This is a genomic window from Variovorax sp. RCC_210 (assembly GCF_041355175.1).
Classification (GTDB): domain Bacteria; phylum Pseudomonadota; class Gammaproteobacteria; order Burkholderiales; family Burkholderiaceae_C; genus Variovorax.
The window spans coordinates 668,081-686,865 of record NZ_JBFUPJ010000001.1; the positions used below are offsets into that span (position 1 = coordinate 668,081).

The window sequence follows — 18,785 nt, forward strand, 5'->3', positions numbered from 1 at the left end:
GCCGGGCCGCTCACGCCTCGGGGCGCAGCAGGTAGCCCAGCCCGCGCATCGTCATGAGCACGGCGCCGGTGCCCACCAGCTTCTTGCGCAGCCGGTACACCACCACCTCGATGGCCTCGTACTGCACGTCGGCCTCGCCCGGGAACACCAGCTCGAACAGGCGCTCCTTGGTCACTGCATGGCCCGGCTTCATCATCAGCGCCTTCAGCAGCGCCAGCTCGCGCGGTGTGAGCTCTAGCAGCTCGGCGCGGTTGTAGATGGCGCCGTTGTCGGGCTCGAAGCGCAGGCCGCCGATCTCCTGCGGGTTCAGCCCCGCGTCCTGCCCGGTGACGCCATGGCTGCGCCGGCGCAGCGCGCGAATGCGCGCCTCCAGCTCGTCGAGGTCGAAGGGCTTGGGCAGGTAGTCGTCGGCGCCGGCGTTCAGGCCGACGATGCGGTCGCCCACCGTGCCGCGCGCGGTCAGCAGCAGCACGGGGGTGCGCAGCCCTTCGGCGCGGGCCTGCGCCAGCACCTGCAGGCCGTCGAGGTTGGGCAGGCTCAGGTCCAGCGCCACCACGTCGGGCTCGATGGCGCGCCACTGCGCCACGGCCTCGGCGCCGTCGCCGCAGATGCGCACGTCGATCCGGCGCCGCCCGAGGGTGCGCTGCAGGGTGATTTGCATCGAGGGGTCGTCTTCGACCAGCAGCAGCTTCATAAGGGGGGCAGGGCGATGGAAAAGGCGGTACGCAGCAACGCGTTCTTCGGTGTTTTCCCCAGTCTGGCGGACAGCCAACTGACAGCGGGGCGGCGCATGATAGCGCTCAGGTTCAAGTCAGGTTCCTTTCAAGTTCCTTCCAGTTTCCAGGAGACAACAATGCGTCGCGATACCTTTCTGAAGTCCTTGGCCGCCCTGGCCGCCGCCGGAGCCCTGCCACTGTCGGCCCGTGCCGCCGCCAACGTCAAGATGATGATCCCGGCCAACCCCGGAGGTGGCTGGGACACCACCGGCCGCGCGCTGGGCAAGGCCCTGAGCGACGCCAAGGTGGCCGACACCGTCACCTACGACAACAAGGGCGGCGCCGCCGGCGCGCTGGGCCTGGCCCAGTTCGTCAACGGCTCCAAGGGCGACGCCAACGCGCTGATGGTCATGGGCTCGGTCATGCTGGGCGGCATCATCACCGGCAAGCCGCCGGTCAAGCTCGAGCAGGCCACGCCCATCGCGCGCCTGACCACCGAATACAACGTGTTCGTGCTGCCGTCGAACTCGCCCTTCAAGACCATGAAGGACGTGGTCGAGCAGCTCAAGAAAGACCCGGGCAGCGTGAAGTGGGGTGGCGGCTCGCGCGGCTCCACCGAGCACATCGCCGCGGCCATGATCGCGCAGAAGGTCGGCGCCGACCCCTCGAAGATCAACTACGTGGCCTTCCGCGGAGGCGGTGAAGCCACCGCCGCCATCCTGGGCGGCAACGTCACCATCGGCGGCAGCGGCTACAGCGAGTTCGCCGAATACATCGCCGCCGGCAAGATGAAGGCCATCGCCGTCACCTCGGCCCAGCGCCTGCCGGGCATCAACGTGCCCACGCTGAAGGAGCAGGGCATCGACGTCGAGATCGGCAACTGGCGCGGCGTGTACGGCGCGCCCGGCATCTCGGCCGAGCAGCGCAAGGCGCTGACCGACATGGTGCTGGCGGCCATGAAGAGCGCTTCGTGGGCCGAGTCGCTGAAGAAGAACGACTGGACGCCGGCCGTGATCTCGGGCGACGCCTTCGCCAAGTTCGTCGACGACGACTTCGCCAGCCTGCGCGCGATCATGACCAAGTCCGGCATGGTCTGACGCCCCGCGCGCACCACTGGCTCGCCCACGGCGCGCTGTCCTCGCAAGAGCGGACAGCGTGCCGTTTTCAAATCCGGCTCCGCACTCGGCGCCACACCCGGGACAAAAAATGACAACTCCAGACTCCTCGGTCGCTCCGCAGCCCGCGGTCACATGGCCGCAGACCCTGGTCGGCGCCGGCGTGCTGCTGACCGGCCTGGCGCTGGCCTTCGGCGCCATCGGCATTTCTTCCGAAGCCGGCTACGGCGGCGTCGGCCCCAACTTCCTGCCCTGGCTGGTGTCCGTGGTGCTCGTGCTGTGCGGCGCCTGGATCCTGTGGGAGGCGCGCACCGGCGGCTTCCGCGAACTCGACGCGCCCTCGGGCGCCGAGCACGCGTACTGGCCCGGCTTCATCTGGGTGTCGGCGGGGCTGCTGCTCAACGCGGCGCTCATCACCACGCTCGGCTTCATCCTGAGCTGCACGCTGTGCTACGTGCTGGCCGTGCAGGGGCTGCGCCGCGCGAGCGGGCAGGCCGGCGTGAACTCGCCGCGCACCTGGGCCACCGACTTCATTGCCGGCGCGCTCATCTCCGCCCCGGTGTTCTGGATGTTCACGCAGTTCCTGGCCATCAGCCTGCCGGGCCTGACCTCGACCGGGTGGTTCTGACATGGAAATCTTCAACGCACTCATGGCGGGCTTCGCCACCGCCATCACCCCCATCAACCTGCTGTGGTGCCTGGTCGGCTGCGCCCTGGGCACCGCCGTGGGCGTGCTGCCCGGCATCGGCCCGGCCGTGGCGGTGGCCATGCTGCTGCCCATCACCGGCAAGGTCGACATCACGGCCTCGATGATCTTCTTCTCGGGCATCTACTACGGCGCCATGTACGGCGGCTCGACCACCTCCATCCTGCTGAACACGCCCGGCGAAACCGCCAGCATGGTGACCGCGATGGAAGGCAACAAGATGGCCAAGAGCGGGCGCGCCGGCGCCGCGCTGGCCACCGCCGCCATCGGCTCCTTCGTGGCCGGCACCATCGCCACGGTCATCGTCACGCTGTTCGCGCCTTTCGTGGCCGAGTTCGCGGTCAAGCTCGGGCCGCCCGAGTATTTCCTGCTGATGCTGCTGGCCTTCACCACGGTGAGCGCGGTGCTGGGCAAGAGCACGCTGCGCGGCATGACGGCGCTGTTCGTCGGCCTCGCGGCCGGCTGCGTCGGCCTCGACCAGATCTCGGGCCAGGGCCGCTACACCGGCGGCGTGCCCGAGCTGCTCGACGGCATCGAGATCGTGCTGGTCGCGGTCGGCCTGTTCGCGGTGGCCGAGGTGCTGTACGCGGTGCTCTACGAGGGCAAGGTGGTCGAGGGCCAGAACAAGCTCAGCCGCGTGCACATGACCAAGCGCGACTGGAAGCGCTCCATTCCGGCCTGGCTGCGCGGCACCGCCATCGGCACGCCCTTCGGCTGCATTCCGGCCGGCGGCACCGAGATTCCGACCTTCCTGAGCTACGCGATGGAAAAGAAGCTCGCCAAGGACAAGGACGCCAAGGCCGAGTTCGGCACCCAGGGCGCCATCGAAGGCGTGGCCGGCCCCGAGGCCGCCAACAACGCCACGGTGACGGCCGCGCTGATTCCGCTGCTCACGCTGGGCATTCCGACCTCAAACACCACCGCCATCCTGCTGGGCGCGTTCCAGAACTACGGCATCCAGCCGGGCCCGCAGCTGTTCACCACCTCGGCCGCGCTGGTGTGGGCGCTGATCGCGTCGCTGTACATCGGCAACGTGATGCTGCTGGTGCTGAACCTGCCGATGGTGGGCCTGTGGGTCAAGCTGCTGAAGATTCCGAAGCCCCAGCTCTACGCCGGCATCCTGATCTTCGCGACCGTGGGCGCCTACGGCATGCGCCAGAGCGCGTTCGACCTGTTCCTGCTGTATGCCATCGGCCTGCTGGGCGTGGTGATGCGTCGCTTCGACTTCCCCACGGCGCCCGTGGTGGTCGGCATGATCCTGGGCCCGCTGGCCGAAGCGCAGCTGCGCAACGCCATGTCGATCGGCGAGGGCAGCGCCGCGGTGTTCTTCCAGCGCCCGATGTCGATCACGCTGGTGGTCATCGTGGTGGCCGTGCTGGTGCTGCCGCGCCTGGCCAAGCGCATGAGCGAACGCAAGCTGAAGCGGCTGGCACAGCTGGACGCCTGACGGCTGACCCCCGCCAAGCGACGCCTCGCGTCTCCTCGGCGGCGTTTCGTCGCATCGCGGCTGCGCCGCGTGGCGCTCCTTTCTAGAGTCCGTTGCCGAAGACACCCCCGTCTTCGGCAACCGGCCCAACGAAAGGAACCACGCCATGGAACGCCGTCAATTCGCCCGCTCCCTGCTTGCAGCCACCGGCGCACTGGCCCTCGGGGCCAGGGCCGCCGAAGAGGCCCCCGGCAGTTCGCTCCCACCCGCCGCGCAGGCCGCGAGTGCATCCGCATCCCCCACGCTGAAGCCCTTCGTCTTCGAACAGGACGAGACCTTCTGGTTCGAAACCCTGCGCTCCTTCGGCCACATCGCCTACGGCGGCGCCGACTTCGGCGAAGTGCTGGCCACCGCGCAGCGCATCCGCAGCGGCGACTACGACAGCTGGCACGACGAATGGAAGCTCACCGCCGACCGCGTCGCCGCCGAGGCGCAGAAGAGCCTGGACGGCGGCCACGCCGTGAGCGCACGCGACGCCTTCCTGCGCGCCTCCAACTACTACCGCAGCGCGGAGTTCTTCCTACACGGCAACCCGGGTGATCCGCGCATCGCGTCCGCCTACGACCGCAGCGTGCAAAGCTTTCGCGCCGCGGCCCGGCTCATGGGCGGGGCCGTGGAGCCGGTGCGCATCCGCTACGAAGGCACCAGCCTGCCGGGCTACTTCTACCGCGCGGCGGGGCAGGGCAAGGCAACGGGCAGGCGCAGGCCCACTGTGGTCATGCACAACGGCTTCGACGGCTCGGTCGAGGAGATGCACTACGTCGCCGCCGTCGCGCTGGCCGAGCGCGGCTACAACGTGCTGAGCTTCGACGGCCCCGGCCAGCCCGGCCCGATGCACCGCGAAGGCCTGGTGCTGCGGCCCGATTGGGAACACGTGGTGGGCCCGGTGCTAGACCATGTGCTGGCGCGCCCCGACGTCGATGCGCGCCGCGTTGCGCTCCTGGGCAACAGCCTGGGCGGCGTGCTGGCGCCGCGCGCGGCGGCGTTCGAGCCGCGCATCCGTGCGCTGGTGGCGCTCGACGGCATCTACGACATGGGCCTGAAGACGCTGCCGATGTTCGGCGGGCAGCGCGACGTGGCGCGGCGCGTTCTCACCGCGCCCTCGGCGCCCGACATCGACAAGGCGCTGGCCCAGATGGCCGCGCACGACTCGCAGGCGCGCTGGGCCTTCAGCCACGGCGCATGGGTGACGGGCAAGGGCACGGCGCGCGGCTACCTGTCGACGCTGCTCGACTACCACGTGGCCGCCGGCATCGCCGAGCGCATCCAGTGCCCGACGCTGGTGTGCGCCGCCTCGAACGACATGTTCTTCAAGGGCCAGCCCGAGATGCTGCATGCGCACCTGACCTGCCCCAAGACCTTCATGGCGCTCGACGACACGCTGGGTGCCGGGGCGCACTGCCACGTGGGCGCCCAGCGGCTGGCGATGGCGCGCATCGGCGACTGGCTCGACACGACCTTCGCCTGAACTTTCCGCTCACTGCCTCGCGGCGGCGAGCGAACAAACCGACGGTCAGGCCGCCGGCCGCGGCTCCTCGACCAGGTCGTCGTCCAGGTGCGGGTCCGCCGGCTGCCCGCGCAGCTTGCGCACCGTGCGCTTGATCCAGTGCTCGATGTCGTCGATGTACGTGAACACCGCCGGCACCACCAGCAGGCTCAGCACGGTCGAGGTGATGAGCCCGCCGATCACCGCCATCGCCATCGGCGAGCGGAAGCTGGAGTCGGCCGCGCCGAAGCCGACCGCGATGGGCAGCATGCCCGCGCCCATGGCCAGCGTGGTCATGATGATGGGCCGCGCCCGCTTGTGGCAGGCGTCGCGCAGCGCGTCCCAGCGGCTCATGCCGTGGTCGCGGCGCGCCACGATGGCGTATTCCACCAGCAGGATGGAGTTCTTGGTCGCGATGCCCATGAGCATGATCAGCCCGATGAGCGAAGGCATCGACAGCGCCTTCTGCCCGATCAGCAGCCCCACGAACGCACCGCCGAGCGCCAGCGGCAACGCGCACAGGATGGTCACCGGGTGCAGGAAGTCCTTGAACAGCAGCACCAGCACGATGTAGATGCACAGCACGCCCGTGAGCATCGCCAGGCCGAAGCTGGCGAACAGCTCGGTCATGACCTCGGCGTCACCCACCTCGGCGATGCGCACGCCCGGCGGCAGCTTGACGATGGACGGCAGCTTGGTCACCGCGGCCTTGGCGTCGCCCAGGCCCACGCCCGACAGCTCGATCTCGAAGTTCACGTTGCGCGAACGGTCGTAGCGGTCGATCACGGCCGGCCCGCCTTCCATGGTGAGCGAGGCCACCTGGTTCAGCATGACCGGCCCGCGCGCGCTGGGCACCGACAGGCGCCCGAGCAGGTCGATGTCCTGGCGCGCCGAGTCTTCCAGCTTCACCACGATGGGCACCTGCCGCTGCGCGAGGTTGAGCTTGGCCAGCGACTGGTCGTAGTCGCCCAGCGTGGCCACGCGCAGCGTTTCCGCGATGGCCGAGCTGGTCACGCCCAGGTCGGCGGCGCGCGCGAAGTCGGGGCGCACCGCGATCTCGGGGCGGATCAGGCTCGCGGTCGAGGTGATGTTGCCCAGGCCGGGAACGGTGCGCAGGTCCTTCTCGACCGCGCTGGCGGCCGTGGCCAGCGCCACCGGGTCTTCGCCGGTGAGCGCCAGGATGTACTTCTCGCCCGAGCCGCCCAGGCCCACCGTGCTGCGCACGCCGGGCAGCGTCTCGAGCGCGGTGCGGATCTGGTTCTCGATCACCTGCTTGCGTGGCCGGTCGCCGCGCGGGTCGAGCTTGATGGTGAGCGTGGCCTTGCGCGTCTCGGGCGTGCCGAAGCTCGCGAACGGGTCGCCGCCCGCGCTGCCGCCGGCCACCGTGGTGTACACGCTCTTCACGTGCGCGATCTGCATCACGCGGCGGCGCGTTTCCTCGGCCGCGGCCGTGGTCTGCGCCAGCGTGGAGCCGGGCGCCAGCGACAGGTAGATCTGCGTCTGCGAGTTGTCGTCCGGCGGAATGAAGCCGGTCTTCAGCAGCGGAATCATGGCCAGCGAGCCGAAGAAGAACAGGGTGGCCAGCACCATGGTCTTGAAGCGGTTGTGCGTGGTCCAGCCCACCGCGCGCATGTACCAGCGCAGCCAGCCGGGCTCGACCTCCTTGGTGACGATGGGCTTCAGGATGTAGGCCGCCATCATCGGCGTGAGCACCCGCGCCACCACCAGCGAGGCGAACACGGCGAGCGACGCCGTCCAGCCGAACTGCTTGAAGAACTTGCCGGCCACGCCGCTCATGAAGGCCGTGGGCAGGAACACCGCGATGAGCGTGAAGGTGGTGGCGATCACCGCCAGCCCGATCTCGTCGGCCGCCTCCATGGCCGCCTGGTACGGCGTCTTGCCCATGCGCAGGTGGCGCACGATGTTCTCGACCTCCACGATGGCGTCGTCCACCAATATGCCGACCACCAGCGACAGCGCCAGCAGCGAGATCACGTTCACCGAGAAGCCCAGCAGGTGCATGCCGATGAAGGCCGGAATGACCGACATGGGCAGCGCCACGGCCGACACGAAGGTGGCGCGCCAGTCGCGCAGGAACAGCCACACCACGATCACCGCCAGGATGGCGCCTTCGTACAGCAGGTGCAGCGAGCCGTTGTATTCCTCTTCCACCGGGTCGACGAAGTTGAAGGCCTCGGTCAGTTCGATGTCGGGGCGCTGCACGCGCATGTCGGCCAGCGCCTTCTGCACCGCGTGGCCCACCTCGACCTCGCTGGCGCCGCGGCTGCGCGCCACCTCGAAGCCCACCACCGGCTTGCCGTTGAGCAGCGCGCCCGCGCGCGGCTCGGCGATGGTGTCGCTGATGCGCGCCACCTGGTCGAGCCGGATACGCCGGCCGTCGCTCAGCGCGATCTGCATGTCCCGCAGCTGGTCGGCCGATTGCACCGTGGCCAGCGTGCGCACCGGCTGCTCGCTGCCACCCAGGTCGAAGCGGCCGCCCGCGCTCTCGGTCTGCACCTGGCGCAGCTGGCGCGAGATGTCGCCGGCCGAGGCGCCCAGCGCCTGCAGCTTGACCGGGTCGAGGTCCACGTGCACCTGGCGCGTGGCACCGCCCACGCGGTTGACCGCGCCCACGCCGGGCAGCGCGAGCAGCTTCTTGGTGATGTCGTTGTCCACGTACCAGCTGAGCGCCTCGTCGTCCATCTGCGAGGAGGCGATGGTGAAGGCCAGCACCGGCTGGCCCGCCAGGTCGAGCTTGGTGACCACCGGGTCGCGCACGTCGGCCGGCAGGTCGGCGCGCACGCGCTGCACCGCGGAGCGCACGTCGTCCACGGCCTCCTGCACGGGCTTTTCGAGGCGGAACTCGACGATGAGGGTGGCGGCGCCGTCCTGCACCTTGGTGGTGATGTGCTTCAGGCCCTGCACGGTGGCGATGGAGTTCTCGAGCTTGCGCGCGACGTCGGTCTCCAGCTGCGAGGGTGCGGCGCCGGGCAGCGACGCCGAGACCGTGACGGTCGGCAGGTCGATGTCCGGAAAGTTCTGCACCTTCATCGCGTTGAACGACAGCAACCCACCGAAGGTGAGCAGCACGAACAGCATCACCGCCGGAATCGGGTTGCGTATGGACCAGGCGGAAACGTTCATGGCGTGTCCTTGAAGGGGTTACTTGGCCGCGGCGGCGGAGGCCGCCGGCTGGGCCGCGGGGGCAGTGGAGGTTGCGGGTTGCGCCGCGGCGGCGGGCGCCGGCGCATCCACCACGCGCACGAAGTCGCCGTCGTTCAGGAAGCCCGCGCCTTGCACCACCACGCGCGCGCCGTCGGGCAGCGCGCTGGTGATCTCGATGCGGTCGTTCAGCCGACGGCCGACCTGCACCTTCAGCTGCATCACCTTGTTGTCGGGCTTGAGCACGAAGACGTTGTTGAAGCCGTCGCGCGGCACGATGGCGCTCTGCGGCACGGTGGGCGCCGTGCTGCGGCCCAGCTCGAAGTCGCCGCGCGCGAACATGCCGGCCTTGATGCCGGTGTTCTGCTGCACCGCGGGCAGGTCGACATACACCAGCGCCGCGCGCGTTTGCGGGTCGACCGTGGGCGCGATGCTGCGCACCTTGCCGCGCACCTGCGCGCCGCTGGCGCTCACCACGAAGGCGGTGGTGCCGACCGCGACGCGGCCCAGCTCGGCCGAGGTGACCTCGGCACGCCATTCGAGGCGGCCCTGGCGGATCAGCCGGAACAGCTCGGTGCCGGCCGACACCACGCTGCCCACCGTGGCAGTGCGCGCGGAGATCACGCCGTCGTCGGGCGCCAGCACCTGCGTGTTGCGCCCGCGCACTTCCTGCGCCGCCAGCACGGCCTCGGCCGCCTCGACGCGCGCCTTGGCGGTCTGCTCGGTGGTCTGGTACTGGTTGATCTGCTGCTGGCTCAGCGCGCCGGTGGCCTGCAGCGTGCGGGCGCGCGCGGCGTTGCCGGCGGCGTCGGCCGCGGTGGCGCGGGCTTCGGCCAGCGAGGCGCGGCTCTGCGCGATGTCGGCGCGCACCGTCTCGGGCGAGAACACGGCCAGCACCTGGCCCTTCTTCACCACGTCGCCCACGTTCACGCGCACTTCGGCCAGCTTCAGCCCGTTCGACTCGGAGCCGACCACCGCCTCCTGCCAGGCGGCCACGTTGCCGTTGGCCGCGAGCGTGAGCATGAGCTCGGTGGCTTCGGGCTTGGCGACGGTGACGGTCAGCGCGGGCTTGGGGGCGTTGGCGCCGTCCTTCGTCCTGGCGGCGGTCGCGGCTTCGCCCGCCTTGTCGGCCGGCTTGCGCGTCATGAAGAAGACCGCCGCAAGCACGGCGACGAGCGCGATCAGCGCGATGACAAGGGTGGAACGCTTCATTGATTTCATGGCGACGTCGCGACCTTGGCGGCCGGGGTGGTGGTCATTGAGGACGATTCGGAAGAGGAGGAAGACGCGGAGGGAAGTTCGGCGGTCGCATCGACAGCCCGGTTCCAGCCGCCGCCCATCGAGCGGTACAGCGCCACCCACGCCTCGGTGCGCTCGCGCTGCAGCGAGACGCGCGCGGTCTGCGCGGTGAACAGCGTGCGCCGCGAATCCTCCAGCTCGAACAGGCTGGCAAGGCCGCTGCTGTAGCGGGCCTGCGTGGCGTCGAAGGAGGCCTGGTAGTTCTTCACCGCGTTGTCGGCGTCGGTGGTGCGGGCGTCGGTGGCGTCGAGGTTGACCAGCGCTTCTTCCACCTCGCGCACCGCCTGGCGCACGTTGGCGCGGTACAGCGACACGGCCTCGGTGTAGCGCGCCTTGGCCGCGTCGGTGTTGGCCTGGCGCGCGCCGCCGTCGAGCAGCGGCACGGTGAGCGACACGGGGCCCACGGTCCAGGTTTCCAGCGACTGGCGAAAGCCGCTCACGCGAATCTGCGAGCGGCCGATGTTGCCCGACACCGTGAGCTTGGGGTAGCGCTCGGCCTCGGCGGAGCCCACGTCGGCGCTGGCCGAGGCCACGCCGAGTTCGGCCGCGTACACGTCGGGCCGCTGCGAGATCGCCTCGGCCGGCACGCTGGCGATGCTGCCCACGGCCGGCAGCACGCGCTGCGTGGGCGCGGCGGCGAGCTTCTGCGCGAGCGTGGGCTCGTCGATGCCGCTGAGCGCCACCAGCGCCTTGCGCTGCACGGCGCAGGTGGCGCGCTGCTGCGTCAGGCGGCCCGAGGCGTCGGAGGCGCTGGCGCGGGCCAGCGCGGCGTCGGCCGGCGCGGTGAAGCCGGCCTTGGCCGACAGCTCGGTGAGGCGCGAGGTTTCCGAGCGCGAGCGCGCATCGGACTCCGACACGCGCAGCTGCTCCTGGCAGGCGCGCTCGGCGAAGTAGGCGTTGGCCGTTTCGGCGGCCACCGCCACGCGGGCGTCGTGCCACTTGGCGTTGGCGCTGTTCTGCTTGGCCTGCGCGGCGTCGCGGTCGGCGCGCAGGCGGCCGAACAGGTCGACCTCCCATTTCGATTGCAGGCCGGCCTGCAGCGTGGTGACGGGCGTGCTGGCCGACAGCTCGCTGCTGCTGGCGCTCCCGGCACTGCTTGCGCTGCCCCCCGTGCTCGGCGCGCCCGAAGAAAAGCCCGAGGTGCCGCGGCTGGCCGACGCCGTGCCGTCCAGGCTGGGCAGCAGGGCCGCGCCGGCCTGCACGCGCGTGGAGCGGGCCTCGGCCACGCGCGCCGCGGCGCTGGCGACGTTGGGGCTCGCGGCTTCGGCGGCGCCGATGAGCTCGACCAGCAAGGGGTCGTCCAGCTGGCGCCACCAGTCGGCCAGCACGGCCAGCGAGCCGCCGTGCGGCAGCGGCGCGTTCCATTGCGCGGGGAAGGGCGCGGCCACCTGCGCGGGCGGTCGCGTCAGCGAGCAGCCCGCCAGGCCCAGGCTCAGGGGCAGTAACAAGGTGGCGATCAGTTTCAGTCGGCTTCTTTTCATTTCTTCAGCTTTCTCTCGGCGCGGCGGCGGGCCGCTTCGGCCTCCACCAGCGCCAGTGCATAGCCCGTGAGGCGGTCGGCCCAGGTGTCGATGGCGCGCGGCGTGCGCAGCAGCGACGGGCGAATCGCCTCGATGAAGTCCTGGCTCACGTAGAGCTGCATCGACAGCCCGGTGATGGCGAAGGTCAGGCGGTGGATGTCGTCGTCGGCGCGCTCCACCCCGAGGTGGCGGCACAGCAGCTCGGCGATGGCGCGGTGCGGGCCCTTGATTTCTCGGTCGAGCTCCTCGGCCCAGCGGCTGGTGGGCTCCAGCATTTCGCGCATGTGCAGCTGGATGCATTGCCGCACGATCTCGCCCTGCTTGAGCGGGTCGATCATCGTGACCATGCACACGCGCAGCGTGTCTTCCAGCGACCGGCCGGGCGTGCTGCAGGCGGCCATCAGGTCGTTGGCGTCGCCGCCCATCGGCTCGCAGAAGGTGGCGGCGTACAGCCCCTCCTTGTCGCCGAAGTAGTAGCTGATGGCCGAGATGTTGACCTCGGCCTCGCGGGCGATCTCGCGCGTGGAGGTCTTGGCGAAGCCCTTCCGCGCGAACAGCCGCAGGGCGGTGTGCAGCAGCCGGTGGCGTGCCTCGGCGCCGTCGCTGCGCGGTGCGCGGCGGGGGGGCTGGAGGCCCGGGGCCGGACTGGCCGGGGTTCCCGGGGTGGGGGAATCGCTCGCTTTCATGCGTGGCATTAAACCACGCACAAAATCAAACGATTGATTTACTTAAGGCTTGCTGAAGCGCTTTCTGCAAACGCTTCACCGACGCTATCTGGCGCGGAAAACAATCTCTTTCATCCGCTGCAGCCGCGGCGCAACAACCGGCACCGTGAGCATGGTGCTCGCCACCGCCATCAGCAGCAAGGCGGTGAAGGCCTCGTTGGTGATGAGCGCCTTGTCGAGCAGCACGTTGGCGAAGATGATCATGATCAGCGCCTTGGTCTGCAGCAGCCAGCCGATGAGCGCGCCTTCGCCCGGCTGCCAGCGCAGGATGCGCCCGGCCAGCAGCGTGCCGATGAGCTTGCCGCCCACCGACGCCACCAGCAGCACCGCCGCCGCCACGAACACCGCGGCGCCGCCCACCTCCCAGTTGGTGCGCAGGCCCGTGCTCAGGAAGAACACCGGCATCGCCACCAGCAGCACGTTGTGGCGCAGGCCGTCGAGCTGCTTCTGGTCGAACCAGTCGGCGTCCATCACCGCGCCGGCGATGAAGGCGCCCACCATGTAGTGCAGGCCCGACCAGTCCGCCCCCAGTCCGCACGCGGCGAGCCACACAAGTCCCAGGAACCAGCGGTCTTTTTCGGGAATGCGCACCATCGCCCAGCGAAAGGCCGCGCTCGCCACGGCGAACAGCGCAAGGAACGCGAGCTGCCTGCCCACGCGCTCCCAGTCCATGAGGATGAGCGCCAGCACGCCCCAGATCGCGATGTCGTCCAGGCTCGCGTAGCGCAGGATGCGCTGGCCGATGGGCTGGCGCAGGATCTGCAGCTTCTCCATGAACAGGATCAAGATCGGCAGCGCCGTCACCGCGCACGACATGCCGATGCCCAGCACGAACTGCCAGGTCTGCGCCTTCGCCCCCATCCAGCCCGGAAAAGCCAGCATCCCCAGCGCCGCCACGCTGCCGAACACCAGCGGCACGCCCAGCGCCAGCCCCGCGGTCACGCCGCTTTCGCGCCGGTGCTCCCAGGCCTTGCGCAGGTCGAGCTCGATGCCGGCGATCCACACGAACAGCATCACCGCCCATTGCGCGATGGCGTTGAGCGACTGGATCACCGGCGCGTTGAAGACGAACTTGTAGTACTCCGGAAACACCGCGCCCAGCACGCCCGGCCCGAGCACGATGCCCGTGACGATCTGCACCACCACCAGCGGCGCGAAATACTCGGTGCGCCCAAGCCGCCACACGAGGTAGGGCGCGGTGAAGATGATCAGCATGGCGACCAGGAAGATCTCGGATGTGCTCATGAGGGCGGGGCTGTGCGGCCTGAAAGAAAAGAAGGGGAAGCGCCGCAGTTTGTCATGGGCGCTGGCGGCGGGCGAGGGCGCTACGATCCCGCCATGCCCGCCGCCTCCACCGCACCGCCCGCCTTGCCCCTCGATGCAGAGGGCATCCTCGCGCTCGCCGCGCGCTCGATGTTCCACCTGTTCTCCAGCATCAGCCAGGGCATGTTCCTGGTCGACCGGGGCGGGCGCATCGTGTGGGTGAACGAGGGCTATCGGCGCTTTCTTCCGGCGCTGGGCTTCTCGTCCATCGACCAGTTCATGGGGCACATGGTGGAAGACGTGATCCCCAACACCCAGATGCGCCGCGTGCTCGAGACCGGCGAGCCGATATTGATCGACCTGCTGACCAACAAGGCCGGCACCTTCGTGGTCAGCCGCATTCCGCTGCGCGAGGAGCGCGAAGGCGCCGAAAGGGGAATGGGCGATGTCATCGGCGCCATCGGCATCGTGCTGTTCGACCAGCCCGAGACCACGCTGCAGCCGCTCATCAGCAAGTTCGCGCTGCTGCAGCGCGACCTCGACGACGCGCGCCGCGAGCTCGCGAGCCAGCGGGCCAATCCGCTGTACCAGCACGCGGCCGACGGGCAGCGCCGCTCCAAGTACACCTTTGCGAGCTTCATCGGCAGCAGCCCCGCGGCGGTCGAGGTGAAGCGCCATGCGCGCCGCGCCGCGCAGTCGGCCAGCCCGGTGCTGCTGCTGGGCGAGACCGGCACGGGCAAGGAGCTGCTGGCGCATGCCATCCATGCGTCGTCGGCGCGCGCCAAGGGGCAGTTCGTCAGCGTGAACATCGCGGCCGTGCCCGACACCCTGCTGGAGGCCGAGTTCTTCGGCTTCGCACCCGGCGCCTTCACGGGCGCCGACAGGCGAGGGCGCGAGGGCAAGTTCAAGCTGGCCGACGGCGGCAGCCTGTTTCTCGACGAGATCGGCGACATGCCGCTGGGCCTGCAGGCCAAGCTGCTGCGCGCGCTGCAGGAGGGCGAGATCGAGCCGCTGGGCTCCAACAAGCTCGTGCCCTTCGACGCCCGCGTGATCGCCGCCACCTCGCGCGACCTGCCGGAGCTGGTGCGCCGCGGCCAGTTTCGCGAAGACCTGTACTACCGCCTCAACGTGTTGCCGCTGCGCGTGCCGCCGCTGCGCGACCGGCGCGCCGACATTCCCGCGCTGGTCGAGGCGCTGGGCGAGGACATGGCCCTGCGCAGCGGCGAGGCCCCGCCCGAGCTCACGCCCGACGCGCTCGCCCTGCTGGCTGGCCAGCACTGGCGCGGCAACATCCGCGAGCTGCGCAACGTGCTGGAGCAGGTGACCATGCGCAGCGACTCGCAACGCATCGACGCCGCGCAACTCGAGCGCATCCTGCGCGAGGCCGGGCTGGAGCAGATCGAGCTGCCCGCCACGCTGCAAAGCGCGCACGACGCCGACGAGCAGGCCGCGCTGCTGCGCCCGCTCGCGCAGCAGGTGGCCGAGCTGGAGCGCAAGGCGATCGCGGCGGCGCTGGCGTCGAACGGCGGGAACAAGCTGGCGACGGCGCGGCTGCTGGGCATTTCGCGCGCGACGCTGTATGAGCGCATGACGAGCCAGGACGCCTGAGGGCCTGCACACCCATCGGCCCGGCCGCATCCAGCGGGCGATACTCCCGCCCCTGAACATCAACCCAGACCCGACGACCCATGAAGGCCCTTGCCCGCATCGCTGCTTGCCTCGTTCTCTGCGTCACCGCCAATTTCGCCAACGCCGCCCCCCAATGCGCCAGCGAGGCCGTCGCCCGCGCCAGGAAGCTGCTGACCTTCCACTTCGGCGAGGACGACCGCATCCGCATCAGCCCCGACGTGAAGGAGATGGCGCCCATTCGCAACCCCGCCAACAAGAAGCAGCAGTTCAAGGTGCTCGAGGTGTGGGGCAGCATCTACAAGGGCGACTACCGCATGCGGCTCATCTACTACGTGTCGGGCAACGACTGCACGTTGATGGGCCAGGAAATCCTGGAGTACGCAAGCCTGTGAGCGTGAAGGCCCTGCGCTCCACCTTCGGGCCCAACTGCCACTGGTGCGGCCTGCCCATGGACTTCGACGAGCCGCACGGCCGGCCCGAGTCCGCGACCATCGAGCACCTGCTGGACGCCACGCTGGGCGGCCTGCGCTCGCAGAAGCACCGCCGCCTCGCGCACGCCGCCTGCAACCACGCGCGCAACGAATTCAGGCTGCAGGCCGAGCGGCAGTTCAGGCAGTGGATCGCCGAACGCCAAGCCTCCGCGAAAACCCTGACTGATAAATAGACAGTCGACTGAAATTCAGACACGGCAAGTGTTCTGGATTCAGGCGAAAGGCGCTTCTCTCCAGCGAAGAAGCGTTTGTTATCAATAGGTTACCGGGTGGCACGAAGTGTGCAATATTCAGTCACCTTTATCAGGAGACAAAGAATGAACCGTCGCCACCTCGTCGCCCTGGCCGCACTCGCCGCCTGTGCCGCTGCCGCACCCGCCTGGGCCCAGTCCAACGAAATTCGCATCGCGCACATCTACAGCAAGACTGGCGCGCTGGAGGCCTACGGCAAGCAGACCCAGACCGGTTTCATGATGGGCCTGAACTACGCCACCGAAGGCACCATGACCGTGGCCGGCAAGAAGCTGGTGGTCATCGAGAAGGACGACCAGGGCAAGCCCGACCTGGGCAAGTCGCTGCTGGCCGCCGCCTACTCCGACGACAAGGCCGCGCTGGCCGTCGGCCCGACCGCCTCGGGCGTGGCGCTGGCCATGCTGCCGGTGGCCGAGGAGTACAAGAAGATCCTGCTGGTCGAGCCCGCCGTGGCCGACTCGATCACCGGCGACAAGTGGAACAAGTACATCTTCCGCACCGGCCGCAATTCGAGCCAGGACGCGATCTCCAACGCGGTGGCGGTCGACAAGGCCGGCGTTACCGTGGCCACGCTGGCCCAGGACAACGCCTTCGGCCGCGACGGCGTGAAGGCCTTCGGTGCCGCGCTGAAGAAGGCGAAGCTGGTGCACGAGGAATACCTGCCGCCCGCCACCACCGACTTCACCGCCGGCGCGCAGCGCCTGATCGACAAGCTGAAGGACCAGCCGGGCCGCAAGATCCTCTGGATCGTGTGGGCCGGCGCTGGCAACCCGTTCAAGATCGTCGACCTCGACCTGAAGCGCTACAACATCGAGATCGCCACGGGCGGCAACATCCTGCCGGCCATGGCCGCCTACAAGAGCCTGCCGGGCATGGAAGGCGCGGCGTACTACTACTTCGGCATTCCGAAGAACCCGGTGAACGACGCGATGGTGTCGGCGCACTACAAGGAATTCAAGACGCCGCCGGACTTCTTCACGGCCGGCGGTTTCTCGGCCGCGATGGCGGTGGTGACGGCGCTGAAGAAGACCAACGGCGACACCAGCACCAACAAGCTCATCAGCACCATGGAAGGCATGAGCTTCGACACGCCCAAGGGCAAGATGACCTTCCGCAAGGAAGACCACCAGGCCATGCAGTCGATGTACCACTTCAAGATCAAGGTGGACCCGGCGTTCGCCTGGGGCGTGCCTGAACTGGTGCATGAGATCAAGCCCGAAGAGATGGACATTCCCATCAAGAACAAGCGCTGACCACGGCGCTTCAAGCCACCTGAACCCCGCGGCGCACGGAAGGCGCCGCCTCTTTTCACCGCTTTCCTTTCGCCCCGGATGGCCGCCGGGCGAAGCGCCAGCGTTCGCATCCGCATGTGCGTTCGCATCCCCATGTGCGTTCGCGTGCGCGGCGTGTTTCCACGGTCGATTCGTCAGTCTGCAGAGCAAGCGTTCTATACCCACAACAGAAGGAGACAGCGATGCCAGCGATGAGATTCAACTGGAAGGGACTTGCCGCAGCCGCGGCCATGGCGGTGGCCGCGCATGCCGCGACGGCGGCGGTGCCGCTGCCGGCGCTGGGCGCCAACCCGGCGGAGGTGAGCGTGTCGGGCCTGTCGGCCGGCGGCTTCATGTCGGTGCAGCTGCACGTGGCCTACTCGGCCACCTTCAAGCGCGGTGCCGGCGTGGTGGCGGGCGGCCCGTTCTATTGCGCCGAAGGCTCGGTGCTCAACGCCACGGGGCGCTGCATGACGCACAGCACGAGCATTCCGGTGGCCTCGCTGGTGAGCACCACTAACAGCTGGGCCGCCAGCGGCGCGATCGACCCGGTGTCGAACCTGAGCGGCTCCAAGGTGTACCTGTTCTCGGGCACCTCCGACAACACGGTGAAGCAGGCCGTCATGGACGACCTGAAGACCTACTACCAGAGCTTCGTGCCCGCGGCCAACACGGTCTACCGCAACAACGTGGGCGCGGGCCACGCCATGGTGACCGACGACTACGGCGGCGCCTGCAGCACCACGGCCTCGCCGTACATCAACAACTGCGGGCTCGACCTGGCGGGCGAGATCCTCACGCAGCTCTACGGGCCGCTGAACCCGCGCAACAACGGCGCGCTGGGCGGCACCTTCACCGAGTTCAACCAGTCGGAGTTCATCACCGGCCACGGCATGGCCGCCACGGGCTGGCTCTACGTGCCGCAGGCCTGCACCACCACCTCGTGCCGCGTGCACCTGGTGCTGCACGGCTGCAAGCAGAACTACACCGACGTGGGCGACCAGTACGTGAAGAAGACCGGCTACAACCGCTGGGCCGACACCAACAACATCGTGCTGGTCTACCCGCAGACCAGCACCGCGGCCACCAACAGCTGCTGGGACTGGTGGGGCTACGACAACGCCAACTACTCGAAGAAGTCGGGCCCGCAGATGGCGGCCATGAAGGCCATGATCGACCGCGTCACCGGCACATCGGGCGGCAGCGGCCTGCCGGCGCCCGTGGGCGTGGGCACCTCGGGCGCGACCGCCAGCAGCATGGTGATCGGCTGGGCCGGCGTGAGCGGCGCCACCGGCTACAACGTGTACCGCGGCGGCAGCAAGGTGAACGCGTCGCCGGTCACCGCCACCAGCTACACCGACACCGGCCTGGCCGCGTCGACCACCTACAGCTGGACCGTGGCCGCGCTGAACGCCAGCAACGCCGAGGGCGCCATGTCCGCCGCGGCCACCGGCAGCACGCTGGCCGGCAGCGGTGGCGGGGGTGGAGGCACCTGCTTCACCGCGAGCAACTACACGCACACCATCGCCGGGCGGGCCTACGCGCTGTACGGGCTCACGTACGCCTACGGCTCGAACCAGTCGATGGGCCTGTGGAACATCTACGCGACCACCACGCTGAAGCAGACCGGCCCCAACTACTACGTGATCGGCAGCTGCTGAGGC

At 69.3% G+C, this 18,785-nt stretch carries 15 protein-coding genes; 9 read left to right on the plus strand and 6 right to left on the minus strand.

Going from position 1 to position 18,785, the window contains the following annotated elements; all coding sequences use genetic code 11:
• Positions 1-10: 10 nt before the first annotated feature.
• Positions 11-694 (minus strand): response regulator transcription factor, encoded by a 684-nt coding sequence (locus AB6807_RS03250; RefSeq protein ID WP_116908796.1) that lies wholly within the window; start codon positions 692-694, stop codon positions 11-13.
• Positions 695-853: 159 nt separating this feature from the next.
• On the opposite strand from AB6807_RS03250, the gene AB6807_RS03255 reads away from it, so the two are divergent.
• The 4 genes from AB6807_RS03255 (at position 854) to AB6807_RS03270 (ending at position 5,491) form a co-directional block, all read left to right on the plus strand.
• Positions 854-1,813 carry a tripartite tricarboxylate transporter substrate binding protein gene (locus AB6807_RS03255; RefSeq protein ID WP_116908797.1) on the plus strand — a complete coding sequence of 320 codons (960 nt, stop codon included), beginning with the start codon at positions 854-856 and terminating at the stop codon, positions 1,811-1,813.
• A 109-nt stretch (positions 1,814-1,922) separates the two neighbouring features.
• Positions 1,923-2,459 carry a tripartite tricarboxylate transporter TctB family protein gene (locus tag AB6807_RS03260; RefSeq protein WP_116908798.1) on the plus strand — a complete coding sequence of 179 codons (537 nt, stop codon included), beginning with the start codon at positions 1,923-1,925 and terminating at the stop codon, positions 2,457-2,459.
• A 1-nt stretch (position 2,460) separates the two neighbouring features.
• Positions 2,461-3,984, plus strand: coding sequence for a tripartite tricarboxylate transporter permease (locus AB6807_RS03265; RefSeq protein WP_116908799.1), 1,524 nt, complete (start codon positions 2,461-2,463; stop codon positions 3,982-3,984).
• A gap of 145 nt (positions 3,985-4,129) precedes the next feature.
• Complete coding sequence (locus AB6807_RS03270) at positions 4,130-5,491, plus strand: alpha/beta hydrolase family protein (protein ID WP_371083478.1); 1,362 nt, start codon at positions 4,130-4,132, stop codon at positions 5,489-5,491.
• 45 nt (positions 5,492-5,536) lie between these two features.
• On the opposite strand, the gene AB6807_RS03275 is transcribed toward AB6807_RS03270, so the two are convergent.
• The 5 genes from AB6807_RS03275 to AB6807_RS03295 form a co-directional block, all read right to left on the minus strand.
• Positions 5,537-8,653: an efflux RND transporter permease subunit gene (locus tag AB6807_RS03275; protein ID WP_116908800.1), complete on the minus strand. Its 3,117-nt coding sequence runs from the start codon at positions 8,651-8,653 to the stop codon at positions 5,537-5,539.
• Positions 8,654-8,671: 18 nt separating this feature from the next.
• Positions 8,672-9,892: an efflux RND transporter periplasmic adaptor subunit gene (locus tag AB6807_RS03280; protein ID WP_371083479.1), complete on the minus strand. Its 1,221-nt coding sequence runs from the start codon at positions 9,890-9,892 to the stop codon at positions 8,672-8,674.
• Positions 9,889-11,451, minus strand: coding sequence for an efflux transporter outer membrane subunit (locus AB6807_RS03285; RefSeq protein ID WP_371083480.1), 1,563 nt, complete (start codon positions 11,449-11,451; stop codon positions 9,889-9,891). The genes AB6807_RS03280 and AB6807_RS03285 overlap by 4 nt, the downstream gene beginning before the upstream one ends.
• Positions 11,448-12,185, minus strand: coding sequence for a CerR family C-terminal domain-containing protein (locus AB6807_RS03290; RefSeq protein ID WP_371083481.1), 738 nt, complete (start codon positions 12,183-12,185; stop codon positions 11,448-11,450). The genes AB6807_RS03285 and AB6807_RS03290 overlap by 4 nt, the downstream gene beginning before the upstream one ends.
• Positions 12,186-12,260: 75 nt before the next feature.
• Positions 12,261-13,460 carry a cation:proton antiporter gene (locus tag AB6807_RS03295; RefSeq protein WP_371083482.1) on the minus strand — a complete coding sequence of 400 codons (1,200 nt, stop codon included), beginning with the start codon at positions 13,458-13,460 and terminating at the stop codon, positions 12,261-12,263.
• 93 nt (positions 13,461-13,553) lie between these two features.
• Here AB6807_RS03295 and AB6807_RS03300 point away from each other — a divergent pair, with 93 nt between their 5' ends.
• The 5 genes from AB6807_RS03300 (at position 13,554) to AB6807_RS03320 (ending at position 18,782) form a co-directional block, all read left to right on the plus strand.
• Positions 13,554-15,086: a sigma-54-dependent Fis family transcriptional regulator gene (locus AB6807_RS03300; RefSeq protein ID WP_116908805.1), complete on the plus strand. Its 1,533-nt coding sequence runs from the start codon at positions 13,554-13,556 to the stop codon at positions 15,084-15,086.
• A gap of 80 nt (positions 15,087-15,166) precedes the next feature.
• Complete coding sequence (locus tag AB6807_RS03305; RefSeq protein ID WP_371083483.1) at positions 15,167-15,499, plus strand: hypothetical protein; 333 nt, start codon at positions 15,167-15,169, stop codon at positions 15,497-15,499.
• Entirely contained in the window at positions 15,496-15,771 is a 276-nt protein-coding gene (locus AB6807_RS03310) for a hypothetical protein (RefSeq protein WP_116908807.1), read from the plus strand. The genes AB6807_RS03305 and AB6807_RS03310 overlap by 4 nt, the downstream gene beginning before the upstream one ends.
• Before the next feature lie 144 nt (positions 15,772-15,915).
• The gene (locus AB6807_RS03315) at positions 15,916-17,103 is read left to right on the plus strand and encodes a substrate-binding domain-containing protein (RefSeq protein WP_371083484.1); all 1,188 of its coding nucleotides are present in this window, start codon (positions 15,916-15,918) and stop codon (positions 17,101-17,103) included.
• 221 nt (positions 17,104-17,324) lie between these two features.
• On the plus strand, positions 17,325-18,782 hold the full coding sequence (locus AB6807_RS03320; protein WP_116908809.1) for a PHB depolymerase family esterase: 1,458 nt from the start codon (positions 17,325-17,327) through the stop codon (positions 18,780-18,782).
• The last annotated feature ends 3 nt before the right edge of the window (positions 18,783-18,785 follow it).

Excerpts from the sequence above, each read along its gene's own strand:
- AB6807_RS03270 (WP_371083478.1), top strand. The coding sequence starts at position 4,130 with ATGGAACGCCGTCAATTCGCCCGCTCCCTGCTTGCAGCCACCGGCGCA.
- AB6807_RS03320 (WP_116908809.1), top strand. The coding sequence starts at position 17,325 with ATGCCAGCGATGAGATTCAACTGGAAGGGACTTGCCGCAGCCGCGGCC.
- AB6807_RS03265 (WP_116908799.1), top strand. The coding sequence starts at position 2,461 with ATGGAAATCTTCAACGCACTCATGGCGGGCTTCGCCACCGCCATCACC.
- AB6807_RS03315 (WP_371083484.1), top strand. The coding sequence starts at position 15,916 with ATGAACCGTCGCCACCTCGTCGCCCTGGCCGCACTCGCCGCCTGTGCC.
- AB6807_RS03260 (WP_116908798.1), top strand. The coding sequence starts at position 1,923 with ATGACAACTCCAGACTCCTCGGTCGCTCCGCAGCCCGCGGTCACATGG.
- AB6807_RS03250 (WP_116908796.1), bottom strand. The coding sequence starts at position 694 with ATGAAGCTGCTGCTGGTCGAAGACGACCCCTCGATGCAAATCACCCTG.
- AB6807_RS03285 (WP_371083480.1), bottom strand. The coding sequence starts at position 11,451 with ATGAAAAGAAGCCGACTGAAACTGATCGCCACCTTGTTACTGCCCCTG.
- AB6807_RS03275 (WP_116908800.1), bottom strand. The coding sequence starts at position 8,653 with ATGAACGTTTCCGCCTGGTCCATACGCAACCCGATTCCGGCGGTGATG.
- AB6807_RS03255 (WP_116908797.1), top strand. The coding sequence starts at position 854 with ATGCGTCGCGATACCTTTCTGAAGTCCTTGGCCGCCCTGGCCGCCGCC.
- AB6807_RS03300 (WP_116908805.1), top strand. The coding sequence starts at position 13,554 with ATGCCCGCCGCCTCCACCGCACCGCCCGCCTTGCCCCTCGATGCAGAG.
- AB6807_RS03305 (WP_371083483.1), top strand. The coding sequence starts at position 15,167 with ATGAAGGCCCTTGCCCGCATCGCTGCTTGCCTCGTTCTCTGCGTCACC.
- AB6807_RS03290 (WP_371083481.1), bottom strand. The coding sequence starts at position 12,185 with ATGCCACGCATGAAAGCGAGCGATTCCCCCACCCCGGGAACCCCGGCC.
- AB6807_RS03295 (WP_371083482.1), bottom strand. The coding sequence starts at position 13,460 with ATGAGCACATCCGAGATCTTCCTGGTCGCCATGCTGATCATCTTCACC.
- AB6807_RS03280 (WP_371083479.1), bottom strand. The coding sequence starts at position 9,892 with ATGAAATCAATGAAGCGTTCCACCCTTGTCATCGCGCTGATCGCGCTC.